The organism is Streptomyces sp. enrichment culture, from assembly GCF_964273145.1.
Lineage (GTDB): Bacteria > Actinomycetota > Actinomycetes > Streptomycetales > Streptomycetaceae > Streptomyces.
Genome location: NZ_OZ186873.1, coordinates 548,381 through 563,260 on the forward strand (window position 1 = coordinate 548,381; position 14,880 = coordinate 563,260).

The 14,880-nt window shown below is 71.6% G+C and carries 12 protein-coding genes; 8 read left to right on the top strand and 4 right to left on the bottom strand.

Annotated elements, in window-relative coordinates:
- Positions 1-84: 84 nt before the first annotated feature.
- Positions 85-948, top strand: coding sequence for a DeoR/GlpR family DNA-binding transcription regulator (locus ACSU6Z_RS02500; protein WP_437042416.1), 864 nt, complete (start codon positions 85-87; stop codon positions 946-948).
- 85 nt (positions 949-1,033) lie between these two features.
- Here the strand turns inward: ACSU6Z_RS02500 and ACSU6Z_RS02505 are convergent, their stop codons facing one another.
- Positions 1,034-2,158 carry a PLP-dependent cysteine synthase family protein gene (locus ACSU6Z_RS02505; protein ID WP_437042418.1) on the bottom strand — a complete coding sequence of 375 codons (1,125 nt, stop codon included), beginning with the start codon at positions 2,156-2,158 and terminating at the stop codon, positions 1,034-1,036.
- Positions 2,159-2,508: 350 nt separating this feature from the next.
- Here ACSU6Z_RS02505 and ACSU6Z_RS02510 point away from each other — a divergent pair, with 350 nt between their 5' ends.
- Together ACSU6Z_RS02510 and ACSU6Z_RS02515 are read left to right on the top strand one after the other, a co-directional pair.
- Positions 2,509-2,832, top strand: a complete 324-nt coding sequence (locus ACSU6Z_RS02510) for a hypothetical protein (RefSeq protein WP_437042420.1) — start codon at positions 2,509-2,511, stop codon at positions 2,830-2,832.
- 183 nt (positions 2,833-3,015) lie between these two features.
- Positions 3,016-3,552 (top strand): ATP-binding protein, encoded by a 537-nt coding sequence (locus tag ACSU6Z_RS02515; RefSeq protein WP_437042422.1) that lies wholly within the window; start codon positions 3,016-3,018, stop codon positions 3,550-3,552.
- A gap of 154 nt (positions 3,553-3,706) precedes the next feature.
- Here ACSU6Z_RS02515 and ACSU6Z_RS02520 read toward each other — a convergent pair whose 3' ends face one another.
- Positions 3,707-4,015: an SHOCT domain-containing protein gene (locus tag ACSU6Z_RS02520; protein WP_437042424.1), complete on the bottom strand. Its 309-nt coding sequence runs from the start codon at positions 4,013-4,015 to the stop codon at positions 3,707-3,709.
- Between the two features lie 184 nt (positions 4,016-4,199).
- On the opposite strand from ACSU6Z_RS02520, the gene ACSU6Z_RS02525 reads away from it, so the two are divergent.
- The 5 genes from ACSU6Z_RS02525 (at position 4,200) to ACSU6Z_RS02545 (ending at position 12,606) form a co-directional block, all read left to right on the top strand.
- Positions 4,200-7,421: a Tn3 family transposase gene (locus ACSU6Z_RS02525; protein ID WP_437042426.1), complete on the top strand. Its 3,222-nt coding sequence runs from the start codon at positions 4,200-4,202 to the stop codon at positions 7,419-7,421.
- A gap of 163 nt (positions 7,422-7,584) precedes the next feature.
- Positions 7,585-8,553: a GlxA family transcriptional regulator gene (locus ACSU6Z_RS02530; RefSeq protein ID WP_437042427.1), complete on the top strand. Its 969-nt coding sequence runs from the start codon at positions 7,585-7,587 to the stop codon at positions 8,551-8,553.
- Positions 8,554-8,583: 30 nt separating this feature from the next.
- Complete coding sequence (locus ACSU6Z_RS02535) at positions 8,584-9,234, top strand: DJ-1/PfpI family protein (RefSeq protein WP_437042429.1); 651 nt, start codon at positions 8,584-8,586, stop codon at positions 9,232-9,234.
- Positions 9,235-9,510: 276 nt separating this feature from the next.
- Positions 9,511-10,578 carry a tyrosine-type recombinase/integrase gene (locus ACSU6Z_RS02540; protein ID WP_437042430.1) on the top strand — a complete coding sequence of 356 codons (1,068 nt, stop codon included), beginning with the start codon at positions 9,511-9,513 and terminating at the stop codon, positions 10,576-10,578.
- Positions 10,579-11,349: 771 nt separating this feature from the next.
- Positions 11,350-12,606 carry a cation:proton antiporter gene (locus tag ACSU6Z_RS02545; protein ID WP_437042432.1) on the top strand — a complete coding sequence of 419 codons (1,257 nt, stop codon included), beginning with the start codon at positions 11,350-11,352 and terminating at the stop codon, positions 12,604-12,606.
- A 268-nt stretch (positions 12,607-12,874) separates the two neighbouring features.
- On the opposite strand, the gene ACSU6Z_RS02550 is transcribed toward ACSU6Z_RS02545, so the two are convergent.
- Both ACSU6Z_RS02550 and ACSU6Z_RS02555 read right to left on the bottom strand, forming a co-directional pair.
- On the bottom strand, positions 12,875-14,125 hold the full coding sequence (locus ACSU6Z_RS02550) for an ROK family protein (protein WP_437042434.1): 1,251 nt from the start codon (positions 14,123-14,125) through the stop codon (positions 12,875-12,877).
- 36 nt (positions 14,126-14,161) lie between these two features.
- Positions 14,162-14,824, bottom strand: a complete 663-nt coding sequence (locus ACSU6Z_RS02555) for an alpha-ketoglutarate-dependent dioxygenase AlkB family protein (protein WP_437042436.1) — start codon at positions 14,822-14,824, stop codon at positions 14,162-14,164.
- Positions 14,825-14,880 lie beyond the last annotated feature (56 nt).

Genomic DNA, 14,880 nt, shown 5'->3' on the forward strand with positions numbered 1-14,880 from the left:
CGGGAGAATGTCCTCGTGGGGGCGGGTTCGCCGGGCGTGTCGGGTGGGTTTGAGCGACTTGAGGTGAAAGGACCGGAAGCGTACGTGAGCGAGAATCAGAACCTCCTCGCGGAGCAGCGGCGCGCCCTGATCCTCGAGGAGGTCCGCCGCCGGGGCGGCGTCCGGGTCAACGAACTGACCCGGCGGCTCGGCGTGTCGGACATGACGGTCCGCCGCGATCTCGACGCGCTGGCCCGGCAGGGCGTGCTGGAGAAGGTGCACGGCGGCGCGGTGCCGGTGGCCGAGGCGAGCACGCACGAACCGGGGTTCGAGGCCAAGTCGGGTCTGGAGCAGACCGCCAAGGAGGACATCGCGCGGGCCGCGGCCGAGCTGGTCGCGCCGGGTGCGGCGATCGCGCTGTCGGGCGGGACGACGACGTACGCGCTGGCGCACCGGTTGCTCGACGTGCCGGACCTGACGGTGGTCACCAACTCGGTGCGGGTGGCCGACGTCTTCCACGCGGCGCAGCGCAGCTCCGGCACGCGGCAGGGCGCGGCCACGGTGGTGCTGACCGGCGGGGTGCGCACACCGTCCGACTCGCTGGTGGGGCCGGTGGCCGACCAGGCGATCGCGGCGCTCCACTTCGACGTGCTGTTCCTCGGGGTGCACGGGATATCGGTGGAGGCGGGCCTGTCGACGCCGAACCTGGCGGAGGCCGAGACCAACCGCCGCCTGGTGCGGTCGGCGCGGCGGGTCGTGGTGGTCGCCGACCATACCAAGTGGGGTGTGGTGGGCCTGAGTTCCTTCGCGAAGCTGGAGCAGGTCGACACCCTGGTGACCGACGCCGGGCTGCCGGCCGGGGCGCGCGCGGAGATCTCGGAGCATCTGCGGCTGGTGGTCGCCGGTGAGCCGGGCGAGATCCACGAGAGCGCCGGGGACGCCGGGGACGAGGGGCGGGAGCGCGGCTGAGGACCGGCGCGCCCCGCGCTCCCCGGAGCGCGGGCTACGGCTCGCCCGGCCCTCGCGGAGGGGCGACGGCGGGCGCCGGGGGCGTTCAGCGGGGCCAGGCGCCGGTCTCCAGCAGTGACTCGATCGCCGCCGCGTACGGCCGGATGTCCAGGCCCTGTTCTGCCAGCCAGGCGTCCGAGTAGTACTTGTCGAGGTACCGGTCCCCCGGGTCGCACAGCAGTGTCACCACACTGCCCCGGCGGCCCTCGGCCGCCATCTCGGCGGCGATCTTCAGGGCGCTCCACAGACCGGTGCCGGTCGAACCGCCCGCCTTGCGGCCGATGGCCCGTTCCAGGGCCCGTACGGCGGCGACGCTCGCCGCGTCGGGCACCTTCATCATCCGGTCGATCGCGCCGGGCACGAAGCTCGGCTCCATGCGCGGCCGGCCGATGCCCTCGATGCGGGAGCCGCAGTCGCAGGTGACGTCGGGATCGCCGGTGGTCCAGCCGTCGAAGAAGCAGGAGTTCTCCGGGTCGGCGACGCAGACGCGGGTGTCGTACTGCATGTAGTGGACGTAGCGCGCCAGGGTCGCGGAGGTGCCGCCGGTGCCGGCCGTGGCGACGATCCACGCCGGTTCGGGGAACCGCTCCAGCCTCAGCTGGCGGAAGATCGACTCGGCGATGTTGTTGTTGCCGCGCCAGTCGGTTGCCCGTTCGGCATAGGTGAACTGGTCCATGTAGTGACCGCCGGTGTCGGCCGCGAGCCGGGCGGACTCCTCGTACATCTTCCGCGGGTCGTCGACGAAGTGGCACCGTCCGCCGTGGAATTCGATGAGGCGGATCTTCTCGGCGCTCGTCGTGTGCGGCATGACGGCGATGAAGGGCACGCCGATCAGCTTCGCGAAGTACGCCTCGGAGACGGCGGTCGAGCCGCTGGACGCCTCGATCACCGGGCGGTCCGGCCGGATCCAGCCGTTGCACAGGCCGTAGAGGAAGAGCGAACGGGCGAGGCGGTGTTTGAGGCTGCCGGTCGGGTGGGTCGACTCGTCCTTCAGGTACAGGTCGATGCCCCAGCGTTCGGGCAGCGGGAAGCGGAGCAGGTGGGTGTCGGCCGAACGGTTGGCGTCGGCCTGGACCTTGCGGACGGCTTCCTTCAGCCACGCGCGGTAGGCGGCGTCGCTGCGGTCGACGTCCGGGGTCTCGGCGGCACGGGACTGATCGGTGGTGCTCACGGCGGGGCTCCTCACGCTGCGCTCCGACGGCGCGTCGCGCGGTCGGCACACCACAGCATAGGCGCCTTCAACACCCTTCTCACCTGCATAAACACACCTTTGAGCCGCCCAAAGACACCCCTGGACCGACCCGCGGGGGCTCATGGGGGCGCATGCGGGCGCGTGTGTGCTCCCACATCCCGGCGAAGAGGTGCCGCATGCACTGGTGTTCCCCACCCGGCGCGGGCAGACTGCACCGGGCGGGGCCGGGCCGGGGCCCCGGACGGGGGCACACTGGGTAACGACACGAGCCGGGACCGGCCCGCGAAAGCCCGGTCCGGCACACCGACGCGTGCGAGGGGGGCGGCGGCATGGCGCAGCCGGAGTTCACGGCCACGGGGGTGCGGATAGACCAGCGGCTGCGGTCGCTCACCCGGGCCGGGCAGGTCCGGATCAGCGACGGCAGGCTGGAGTTGCTCACCAGTTACGGCGGCGTGATCGACAGTGCTCCGGTGCAGGCGGTGCGCGCCTTCAGGCCCTGGTTCGCCGGCGGGGGCCGGGCGCTCGCGGAGCTGGACGGCAAGCGGTACGTGCTGACCCTCGGCGAGAGCGACCCCGCGCCGGGCGAGCCGGGGCCGCCCGCGGCACGCCGCTTCATCGAGGCCGTGCGCAAGGCGGCGGGGCACGGCGATTGAGATGTCCGTGAGTTGCGGTGCCGTACCCCTTGCGTCACGCTGGTCCCACGTCACTCTGGGTTTACCGGCGATAACGCTGCGAACCAGCCCGCCGGATCATGGCAGCGGGCGGGCTGTGCCGCAGCCGCCCCGCTGCATCCGTACTCCGTGTTCTTCCGGACCTCACGTCGGGGAGTCGCAGCCGTGATCAGTCATCCAAGCAGGCACTGCACGGTGGAGCTCCAAGCCCTGCCGTCGCGGATCGGCCAGGTCCGCAGAATCGTATCCGCGCAGTTGCGCTACTGGCATCTGGATTCCCTGATCGACCGGGCGGCGCTCGGCGTGACGGAGCTGTTGACCAACGTCCACCTGCATGCCCGCCCCGACAAGACGTGCACCGTGGAGCTGGAGCTGCTGCTGGACCGGCTCACGGTCTCGGTGCGCGACCACGACCCGCGTCTGCCCGTGGTGGACGACGCCGACCCGCTGGCGACCTGCGGGCGCGGGCTGGCGATGGTGGCCGCGATGAGCGAGAGCTGGGGGGCCCGGCCGGAGGGGGACTCCGGCAAGGTCGTCTGGTTCACCCTCCCCACGGCCGTGGCCGTGTCCGCGCCGCTCACCGCCGCGCGCCCGCCGCGGCGCGCGGTCGAGGAGACGCCCGCCCACCCGTTCCCCGAGGTCGAGCAGGTCGGCCTCGGCCGGTCCCAACCCGCTCCCGCCCGGTCGGTCGTCGCCGGCTGACCGGGCGGTGATCCGCCCCTCCGCCGGACCGGCCGGCCGGTGACGCCGGGCCCGCCGCACGTGCGGGCAGACCGTGCGGTGGACGGGGCCGCCACCGCCGTACGGCTTCACGGCGCCGCCGTCCGGGTGGCGCGGCGCCCACCGGGTGGTGTTCTCACGCCGCACCCGGTTTGCCCGTACGGCCGAACCGCTCGTCCAGGACGGACAGCCGGCGCCCGTACTCGTCCTCGTCGATCCCGCCGGAGGCGAAGCGGCGGCCGAGTAGGTCGAGGGGCGAATCCCCGGTGGGCCGGGAGCCGTCCCCCGTGCGCCACGGGGCGCGCGGGCCGGGCCGGCCGGTGCGGCGCAGCGAGGTCACGCCGGCGATCACGTCGGCCGCCCGGACGAGCGGGGCGAGCGGGGCGAGCGGGGCGAGCAGGATCCACGGTCCCGGGCCGCCGTCGAAGGACGCGAGAGTCTGCATGCCGGTTCCTCCCCCGGATGCCGGATTCGTGAGATGCCGATGAGCCGGGAGTGGGGTGTGACCGAGATACGCGCCAAAGGGGCAACGGGATGATCTTGAAGCCCTGAGTGCCGTCGGCCGTCACCCATTCGGCTCAGTGTCGTTGGTGGTGATGTTGAGCGTCGTCTGGGGCCTGGGGTGGGTTGTGACATCGATTGAACGGACCGCGTATCCGCGGTTCAAGCGGCTGATCACCGCGCATGAGCTGCATCTGTTCTTCTCCCCGAGCCGCGATGAGCTGGAGTGGGCGGCCGATGCCACGGACTGTGATGAGCATCTGCTGGCTCTGCTGCTGATGCTGAAGTCGTACCGGCGTATGGGATGTTTCCCGGCGCTGGAGGACGTCCCGGAGATGGTGGTGGACTTCGTCCGGCGAGCGGTGGAGCTGCCGGAGGGCACGCTGCCGGTGTACCGGGCGGAGCGGACCGCCAAGCACCACCGGGGCCTGGTCCGCAAGCAGGCCGGTGTGACGTACGACCAGGCCAAGGCCCGGCAGATCGTCGAGCAGTCGATCCGCAAGGAGGCCGCGGCGAAGAATCGGCCGGCGGACCTCATCAACATCGCGCTGGAGAAGGTCGTGGAGGCCGGACTGGAGCTGCCGGGGTTCTCCACCTTCGACAAGATGGCCTCGAAAATCCGCACGGAGGTGAACGCCTCGATCCGTACGGGCATCCACGATCGCATGAGCGCCGCTCAGCGGGCGGGGCTCATGCGGCTGCTGGAGGAGCGCGACAGCGACGGGACAACACTGTTCAACCGGCTGAAGAAGCCCGCCAAGGGCCCGACCTGGTCGCACTTCAAGAACTTGACCAAGCGTCTGGAATGGCTGGACGACCTCGGTGACACCGACGTGTGGATGGACGGAGTCGCCGCGGGGAAGGTCACCGACTTCGCCGGAGAGGCGGACGCGGCGGATGCCTCGGAGCTGCGGGACTTCGTCCCCGTCAAACGCATCGCGCTGGTCGCCGCTCTGACGCACAAGGCTCGGATGCGGGTGCGGGACGACCTCGCGACGATGTTCTGCAAGCGCGTGGCGACGAAGATCAAGAAGGCCAAGGCGGAGCTGGAGGAGATCCGGCTCGCCGAGCGGGAGATCGTCGAGTCCCTGATCGGGAACTACCGCACCGTGCTCAAGCACATCGACGAGGGCGGTCCGGCCCAGGAGGCGCTAACGAAGGCCGCGGCCATGACCGCCGAGGTCCGCCAGGCCCTGGATGGTCTGGACGAGGAGGCGTCGGTTGACGAGGTCGCGACGCGGCTGGAGGGCAGGGTTTCGCCGGCAGTCCTCGCTCTGGTGAAGGCTCAGGTGGTGCAGGCCGGCGGGTTCGGCGCGGTCACCCGCGCGGTGGACGGCTTCGGTGGATTCGCGAAGCAGTACGAGCAGATCGAGAAGGTCTCTGCCCATCACGGCAACTTCTGGGAAGTGCTGCTGTACGGGCAGATCGGCCGGGACCGGGCGGTGATGTTCGACCTGGCCGACAACGACAAGCTGAAGTTCACCGCGACCAGCGAGGACAGCCGGGTACTGGACGCCCTCGCGCACGCCCAGCGGCACCAGGCGGCCCGCAGCGAGTACATCACCGCCTTCAACGAGGAGGGCAAGGAGGTCGACATCTCCTTCGCCACCCAGAACTGGCGCAAGGCCGTCCTCGACAAGAACCGGACCGGGCAGTTCGTCCGCAAGCACTTCGAGGCGATGGTCTTCACCGCACTGGCCGAGGAACTGCGCACCGGCGACGTCGCGGTGGTCGGCTCGGAGGAGTACGCCGACTGGTCCGAGCAGCTGCTGGCCTGGGAGGTCGTCCAGGAGACGCTGGGGTCCTACCTGGTGGAGGTCGGCCTCGCCGAGGCGGGCGAGAGTGCCGAGTTCGACGCAAAGTTCTTCCGTCGGCAGCTGGAGGACAAGCTGCGAGGTGCCGCCGCGGCGGCGGACGCCGGGTACCCGGAGAACGAGGGCCTGGTGATCGATCCGGAGACGGGCGTCCCGTCGCTGAAGGCGTTCCGGGCTGACGGCAAGCGGCCCTCGGCGAAGCGGCTGGAGCAGGAGATCAAGTCGAGGATACCGGAGCGTTCCCTGATGGGGATCGTGGCCCGGACCGCGTACTGGGTGGAGTGGTGGCGCCGTTTCGGCCCGCCGTCCGGCAACGAGCCCAAGCTCACCGACCCCTTGGGCCGCTACGTGAGCGTCACGTTCGTCAAGGGCACCAACATGGGTCCGTACGAGGCCGCCCGGCACATCCCCGGCGTGAGCGGGCACGAGCTGTCGTACGTCGCCAACAAGCACTTCTCGATCGTGCTGCTGAACGAGGCGATCGCCGACCTGGTGAACGCGCACGCCCGCCTGGACATCTCGCAGGCGTGGGGCGACGGGACCGCCGTCGCGGCGGACGGCACCCACATGGACACCTATCTCGACAACCTGCTCTCCGAGACGAGTGTGAGGTACGGCAAGCCGGGCGGCATCGCCTACCACCACGTCTCGGACACCTACATCGCGCTGTTCACGCACTTCATCCCGTGCGGGGTGTGGGAGGCCGTCTACATCATCGAGGGCCTGCTGAAGAACACCAGCGAGGTGCAGCCGACCACCGTGCACGCGGATACCCAAGGCCAGAGCTTCCCTGTCTTTGCGCTCGCCCACCTGCTGGGCTTCGACTTGATGCCCAGGATCAAGAACTGGAAGGAACTGACCTTCTACCGGCCCTCCAAGCAGACGGGGTACGTGCACATCGACGCCCTGTTCGGCGAGCCGGGCAAGAACGTCATCGACTTCGACCTGATCGAGTCCCAGTTCCGCCACCTGATGCGCGTGGCCGTCTCCGTACGCGAGGGCACCATCTCCTCCTCCACACTGCTCAAACGCCTGCGCTCCGGGTCGAGGAAGAACGCCACCTACGCCGCCTTCCGCGAGGTCGGCCGCGTGATCCGCACCGTCCAGCTCCTGCGCTACCTCTCCGACGCGCCGCTGCGCCGGCGGGTGACCGCGGCGACCAACAAGGTGGAGTCGTTCAACCGGTTCTCCCAATGGATCTGCTTCGGCAACCGTGGCGTCATCGCCGACAACGACCCCATCGAGCAGGAGAAGACAATGAAGTTCAACGCGCTGCTCACGAACGCGGTGATCTTCCACAACACCCTGGACATCGCGGAGATCGTGCGGCAACTGCTGGAGGAGGGATGGGAGATCGACCCTGAAGACCTGGCGCACATCTCGCCGTACCTGACCGAACACATCAACCGGTTCGGCGAGTACTCCACCCACGAACTCGGCATCCAGCCCGACGACTACGACCCGAAGCTCGATGTCGACTTCGCTCCGCTGCGCGAGCAGGACCTGACCGCTACCGGCCTTGGTCAGGCCGCTTGATGCCGAGCGGGGCCGCGCCGTCGCCGGCCTGGTCCCGTTCGTGAGTGGTGAAAGCTGACCGAGCCACGGGGAAAGCACATCCCCGCCTGGCCGCCAGGCAGTGGCGGGAATCGTCATATCCGTGTCCTTGCCGCCAATTGGGGGTTGTGGCCACGATGGATGGGTGAGCATCCGACGCATCGTCTTCGCCGTCTTTCCGGATTTTCAGATCCTCGACCTGACCGGACCTCATGAGGTGTTCACACAGGCGGGACGTCTCACCGGAGGCGTCGTCCTCGAAACTGTGGCTGCTGCGCCCGGTCCGGTGCTCTCCAGCGGCGGTCTCGCGGTCTCTCCGACCTTGACGATCGATGAAGCTGCTGGGCCGGTGGACACGCTCATCGCCGTGGGTGGCGGGGGTGTCCACCGGGCTTGCGAGGACGGACGCTTTGTCGACTGGTTCGCCCGGACCGCCCACCGTGCGCGCCGTACTGCCTCAGTGTGCAGCGGCGCCTTCCTGCTGGGCGCCGCTGGGCTCCTTGACGGGCGGCGCGCGGTCACTCACTGGTCTCGCTGCGACCAGCTGGCCGAGCGGTATCCGCAGGTCACGGTTGACTCCGCCCCGATCTTCGTCCGCGACGGTGAGGTATGGACCTCGGCCGGTATCACTGCGGGCATGGATCTCGCGCTCGCCATGACCGAAGACGACTACGGACCCGAGATTTCCCGCGCCATCGCCCGCCAGATGGTGATGTTCGTCCAACGTCCCGGGGGGCAGGCGCAATTCAGCGCCCAGCTCGCCGCCCAGCGCCCAGGTCGGGCGCCGTTGCGCGACGTCCTCGCCTGGATCGCCGACCATCCCGACTGCGACCTTGGCGTACCCGCCCTTGCGGCACGTGCCGCGATGAGTGAACGGAACTTCACCCGTGTCTTCCGTGCGGAGACGGGCAGCACCCCTGCCGCGTACGTCGAGAGTGCCCGCATCGAGGCCGCCAGACGGCTCCTTGAGACCACCTCCGCCACCCTGGATTCGGTGGCGCACGCCTGCGGCTTCGGAACCGTCGAGACCCTGCACCGCAGTTTCAAGCGGACGCTTCAGGTCACCCCCGGCGAGTACCGCAAGCATTTCTCCGCGCACACCGACACTGTCTGACGACGGCGGTCACCTCCGAAAGGCACGCTTATGCGTATCGTCATCCCGCTCTTCGACGGATTCACCGCGCTCGACGTTGTCGGCCCGTACGAGATCCTTCGCATGCTGCCGGAATCCGACGTAGTCTTCGCCGCCAACGCTCCAGGCCCTTGCACGGACGGCGAGGGCCATCTCCTCCTCCACGCCACGGCCTCCTTCCAGAACGTCGTGGAAGCCGACGTCCTGGTGGTGCCCGGCGGTCCGGGCGCACGCCGCAGCCTCGCCGATGAGTCGCTGCTCGACTGGATCCGTCGTATCCACGCCGCCACCACGTGGACCACGTCGGTGTGCACCGGTTCCTTGCTGCTCGGCGCGGCCGGCCTGCTCGACGGGCTGGAGGCCACCACTCACTGGGGGGCCATCGACACTCTGGAGTCGTACGGCGCCACCTACACGGAGCGTCGCGTTGTGGAGCAGCCCGGCGGCATTGTCACCGCCGCCGGGGTTTCCTCGGGCATCGACATGGCGCTGCGCCTTGCTGAACTCATCGCGGGACGGGTAGCCGCCGAGGCGTTCCAGCTCGCTATCGAGTACGACCCTCAGCCGCCCTTCGACTCCGGCTCGTATGCCAAGGCGTCTCAAGAAGCGAAGAACTACCTGGCGGCACGCCCGCGCCGCACGGCCCGGCCCGCGTCCGTATAGCTACGGCAAGTGGCGCGTGTGCACTGCGTAATGCTCAGGCACGCGGTCGACGCGAGGGCCGAAGGTGCAGCAGATAGGGGTAGCAGTCGCTCCGTTTCGAGGTCGGCTCTCCGGATTTCCGCGCGTCGGCGGTCCGTCAGGATGCTGCCGCAGTAAATGCCGAATTTACTGCGGCGGAGCCCCTACCGTGATCATCGCGACCTGCGGCGGGGCATTCCGGCCGCCGGGGTGAGGTGTACGCATTTACTGCGGCAGTGTCGGAAGGGCAGGGCGGGCGTGGCGATCGAACCGGTGACCGAACCCGGGAGCGGGGGCGCGCTCCGCCTGCCGCGCGCCCGGGTCGTGCCGTTGTCCGCCCCGCCCTCGTCGTACACCGCGGCGGTCGAGCGGTATCTCACTGGCGCGGGCATCGCGAAGTCCTCCGCGCGGATCTACCGGATCTCGCTGACGACGTGGGGGTGGATGCTCGCCGGGGAACCGGCGCCGACCGGTCCGGCCCGCCGGGGCGCGAAGCCGCCCGTCTTCCCCGTCGCCGCGATCGACGACCCGGCGCTGCCGGAGGTCCTGGCGGAGCTGGCGGCGGCGCGGGCGGACGAGATAGACGCCGATACCGTCAACCGGGAGCTGTCCATCGCCCGCAAGGCGATCGGCTGGTGGCAGCGCCAGGGCTGGATCGCCGGGGACCCGACGATCGGCATCGAGCGGCGGCCGGCACCGCCGGACCGCACCAAGGCCCTGGCCGAGAACCAGATCGCCGCCCTGTGGCGCCTGGACGTCGCCCTGCGGGAGAAGACGTTCTGGAAGATGCTCTACGAGTCCGCCGCCCGCGCCGACGAGGTGCTGTGCCTGAACGTGGAAGACCTCTACCCGCAGGACAAGCGCGGGAAGATCACCGCCAAGGGCGGGGCGACGGAGTGGATTCACTGGCAGTCCGGCACCGCCCAGCTGCTGCCCCGGCTTATCGCCCGGCGTACCCGCGGCCCGCTGTTCCTCACCGACCGCAAGGCCCCGGCCGGAACACCGACGCTCGACGTGTGCCCGGAGACCGGCCGAACCTGGCTCTCCTACCGCCGCGCTGAGGAGATCTTCGAGGAGAACACCCGGCTCCTGGCCAACCCCCTCGCCTCACCCGACGACATCGAGGACCTGGACGGCTGGACGCTTCACCGGCTCCGCCACAGCGCCCTGACACACGACGCGGAGAACGGCACCTCTACCCCGATGCTGCTGGCCCGCTCCCGCCACGCATCCGTCCGCTCCCTGGAGCGGTACGCCCGTCCCGGCGTCGACTCGGTCGCCCGGCACGTCGCCGAACGCGACCCCGCTGCACGCCGCCGCACGTAAATCCGAGCAGATCAAGGATCCAAGATCATCTCGTTGCCCCTTTAGCGCGTATCTCGGTCACACCCCGGAGTGGCCCGCCGAGGGGTCCGGGTCGTCGTGCCTCCGGCGGCAGTGGGCGCACCCCGGCGGGAGCAGGGGGCCGCCCGCCTCCTGCTCTCGGGAGCGGACGTGCCCCGGCTTGCGCGGCGGAGCCGGCCGGGCCGATCCCGGTCCACGGAGCGGCAGCCGCAGCCCGCGGGGCTCCGCCCCCGACGGCGGGCGATGCGGTGACGGCCGGTGGCCTCCCGGCGAGCCGGGTCCGCCCGGGAGGCGAGTGTCCGGTGCCGATGTCACGGCGGGGGACGGCCTCGAAGGCCGGCTCCGGAGCGTCGTGGTGATCGGGGGCGTGCGCAAGCCCGGGCCGGCCGGCCCCCTCACCGCGTGGCCGGAGCAGCTCACCGCGGCCGGACGGCCCGACGGCCCGGTCCCGGACCCTGACGTCCCGCCACGGGCCCGCCGGGCCGCCGACCGGACGAGTGCCTTCCCGGGCTCGCCGCCGCACCGGAGCACGATGGCACCGACCGTCCGGCAGGCGGCGGGACGATCGGTCCGTCCTGCCCCGTCGCCCGATGTCCGGGCCGCAGGAGCCCACCGGTTGCCTCGGTCGGCCGACGGCGTGCGGACCGGGTGCTCGTTGACGTCGGTGACTCGTGTGACACGGGGTACTCACCCGCAGTTCGGCGTCCGCACCCATTGATCCGTGCGGTGAGCGGGAGAAAGGCAGGTCTACAGGTGACAAGCGCGGATGCGGTGTTCGCGTGGCTGGGGGCCGGGGCGTTGCTCGCGGCCGTGCTGCCCCGGATCCTGGCCGGGCGGCCGCTGTCGCTGCCGCTGGTCTTCCTGCTGTGCGGCATCGGCGTGTACCTGCTGCCGCTGCCGCTGCCCGCGATCGATCCGGTCGACGACCGGCTGCTGACCGAGCATGTCACCGAAGTCGTCGTGATCATTTCCCTGATGGGTGCGGGACTGGCGCTCAACCGCCCGGTCGGGCCGCGGCGGTGGGGCACGACCTGGCGGTTGCTGGGTGTCACCATGCCGCTGACGTGTCTGGTGACCGCCCTCGTGGCCTGGTGGTTGCTGGACTGGCCGCCGGCTGCCGCGCTGCTGCTGGGGGCCGTCCTGGCGCCGACCGATCCGGTGCTCGCCGCGGAAGTCCGGGTGGGCGAGCCCACGGACGACGAGCACGACGAGGACGAGGTGCGGTTCGCCCTCACCAGTGAGGCGGGCCTCAACGACGGACTCGCTTTCCCGTTGACGTACGCGGCCGTCGGGCTGGCCGCCGCCGCGGGCAGCGGCTGGTCGGCCGGGTGGATCGGTTCATGGGTCGCACACGAGGTCGCGTACAAATGCGCTGTCGGCGTGCTGACAGGGCTGCTGCTGGGCCGGCTGCTCGGCTGGCTGTTCTTCCGGGTCCGGTCGAAGACGCTGCGGCTGTCGCAGCACCGGGAGGGTTTCGTCGCGTTGGGCGCCACCTTCCTGTCCTACGGGGTGACCGAGCTCGCCGGGGGCTACGGCTTCCTGGCCGTGTTCGTCACCGCGTGCTCCGTCCGGGCCGCCGAACGCGCCCACGGCTACCACAACGTCCTGCACGACTTCATGGAACAGGTCGAACGCCTGCTGACCGCAGCCGTGCTGTTCTTGCTGGGCGCTTTCGTCGCGCTGGGCGGTCTGTCCGCCCTGACCTGGCAGGGCGCTGTCGCCGCGTGCGTGATCCTGCTGGTGATCCGGCCGCTGTCGGGGTGGGCCGGATTGTGGCGCGGCCCCCTGGGCACGAGGGAGCGCTGGGTCGTCGCGACGTACGGTATCCGGGGGATCGGCTCGTTGTACTACCTCGCCTACGCTGTGGGCCGGCAGGACTTCGCCGTTCCGGAGCGGGAGCTGTGGGCGGTGGTGACCTTCACGGTGCTGGCCTCGGTCGTGCTCCACGGCGTCACGGCGGGCCCGGTCATCACCCGCCTCGACCGGCTCCGGAGGACGCGGCGCGCGTAGCGCCCGCGGTCCCGCGGCAGCGCCCCGATCCCCCTGGCCGTCCCGCGGATCCGCCACCCGCCCGCCGCCGTTCCCACCCCACCGGCCGCGGCCGCGGCCGGGCAGCTGCACCGGTCCCTCCGGCGCAGGCGCCACCGGGCAACGGCCCGCCGCGGCCACCACCGACGACGGCCCCTCGACGAACCCGCCGGACAAGCCGCGAAACCGGACCGGAGCACTAGGGTCTTTCGTTTGGATCAGGTCGGATCAGGGAGCGGGACAAGAGGCCCTAGCCGAGTACGGCCAGCGGATCGTCCAGTACCGGTTGCCAGGCCAGTTCGGCCGCGCCGACCAGGCTGTTGTGGTCGAGGGTGCAGGGCAGGAGGGGCACGCCCCCGCTCTGCCCCCACAGGCTGCGGTCGGCGACGACCGCGCGCAGCCGGTCCGGGTCGGCGTCGAGGAGCGTGCGGTGCAGTCCGCCGAGGATGATCCGGTCGGGGTTGAGGATGTTCACCAGGCCGGCCAGGCCGAGGCCGAGCCGGTCGATGAGGGTCTCGGTGGCGGCGCGTACGGCCGGATCGGTGTAGCGGCCGCGGATCAGGTCGTCCGCCTGCTGGAGCAGGGACTTCTCGGGGCCCGGCTCGCGTCCGGCGGCGGTGAGGAAGGCCAGCGGGTCGGCCTCCACGTCCAGGCAGCCCCGGCTGCCGCAGTGGCAGGGGCGGCCCTCGGGGTTGACGGTGAGGTGACCGACCTCCAGGGCGAGGCCCGAACTGCCCGTGTGCAGGCGGCCGTCGAGAACGAGGGCGCCGCCGACGCCCCGGTGGCCGGTGGCCACGCACAGCAGGTCGCGGGCGCCGCGGCCGGCGCCGTGCCGGTGCTCGGCCAGGGCGGCGAGGTTGACGTCGTTCGCCGTGAAGACGGGGCCGTCGATGCCCGCGGCGCGCACCCGCTCGGCGAAGATCTCCCGTACGGGCGCGCCCGCGGGCCAGGCCAGGTGCAGCGGGTTCAGCGCCAGCCCGGCCGGTTCGGCCACCGCGGACGGCACGGCGAGCCCGGCGCCCACGCAGCGCCGCCCGGTGGCGCGCAGCAGCCCGGCGCCCGCCTCGACGACGGAGCCGAGGACCTTCGCCGGGTCGGCGTCGACCACCTCGCAGCCGGGCGCGGTGGCGACGATCCGCCCGCCGAGCCCGACGAGCGCGGCCCGGAAGCCGTCGGCGTGGATCTGGGCGGCGAGGGCGACGGGCCCGTCCTCGGCGACGGCGAGCCGGTGCGAGGGGCGGCCCTGCGAGCCGGCCGCCGCGCCCGGCCGGGCGTCCACCCGGATCAGGCCGAGCGCCTCCAGTTCGGCGGCGACGGCGCCGGCCGTGGCCCGGGTCACCCCCAGTGCGGCGGTGAGGACGGCACGGGTGGGCGCGCGTCCGGTGTGCACGAGTTCCAGCGCGGGCCCGAGCGCTCCCCGCCCCCGGTCCAGCCGCGTCCTCGCCGCGCTCGCCGCGGTGCTCCCTTCCCCCGTGCTCCGGGGGTCCGCCTTGCCGCTCATGAGGGCGAGTCTCCCATGGTCCGCGGAGCCGGCCGCCTACGCGCCGGCCGGGAACCCGCCGACCCGGAGCGTGATGTTCAGCCGCCCGGTCAGCCCGAGGGCGGGCGGCGCCGTGCCCGGCTGCACGCGCGGCACCCCGTGGTAGGCGAGCCGGGACGGCCCCCCGAACACGAACAGGTCGCCGCTGCGCAGCTCGACGTCGGTGTAGGGCCGGGAGCGGGTCACGGTGTTGCCGAAGCGGAACACGCAGGTGTCGCCGAGGCTGAGGGAGACCACCGGGGCGCCGGACGTCTCGTCGCCGTCGCGGTGCATGCCCATGCGGGCCCCGCCGTCGTAGAAGTTGACCAGTGCGATGTCGTACGCCGCTTCGGCCGCGGCGTCCGGGCCGAGCGCGTCGGTCACCGCGCGGCGGCCCAGGGCGCCCAGCCAGGCGGGGAAGGGCTTCACGGGCGCGCCGTCGCCGTCGACGGCGGTGCGGGCGTAGCCGTACGGGTACCAGTGCCGTCCCAGGCACACCTGCCGGGCGGTCATCGTGCCGCCGCCGGGGGTGCGGACCGTGCGCAGCCCGGCCGGCGGGCGCGCCCACCGGCGGCAGGCGTCGAGGAGCTCCCTCTGGCCTCCGGCGTCCAGCCAGTCCGGGACGTGCACCGCACCGGGCGCGACCTCGGTACGGGTCCGGGGGAACAGCTCGGCGTCCATGCCTCCCATCCTGCCCGGGCCGCCCCGGGCCGCGGCCGGGCGGGCTCGGCTAGCCT

What these genes read in the sequence shown, in the direction of transcription:
- ACSU6Z_RS02510 (WP_437042420.1), top strand. Translation starts at nt 2,509, where the DNA reads ATGGCGCAGCCGGAGTTCACGGCCACGGGGGTGCGGATAGACCAGCGG.
- ACSU6Z_RS02520 (WP_437042424.1), bottom strand. Translation starts at nt 4,015, where the DNA reads ATGCAGACTCTCGCGTCCTTCGACGGCGGCCCGGGACCGTGGATCCTG.
- ACSU6Z_RS02535 (WP_437042429.1), top strand. Translation starts at nt 8,584, where the DNA reads ATGCGTATCGTCATCCCGCTCTTCGACGGATTCACCGCGCTCGACGTT.
- ACSU6Z_RS02550 (WP_437042434.1), bottom strand. Translation starts at nt 14,125, where the DNA reads ATGAGCGGCAAGGCGGACCCCCGGAGCACGGGGGAAGGGAGCACCGCG.
- ACSU6Z_RS02555 (WP_437042436.1), bottom strand. Translation starts at nt 14,824, where the DNA reads ATGGACGCCGAGCTGTTCCCCCGGACCCGTACCGAGGTCGCGCCCGGT.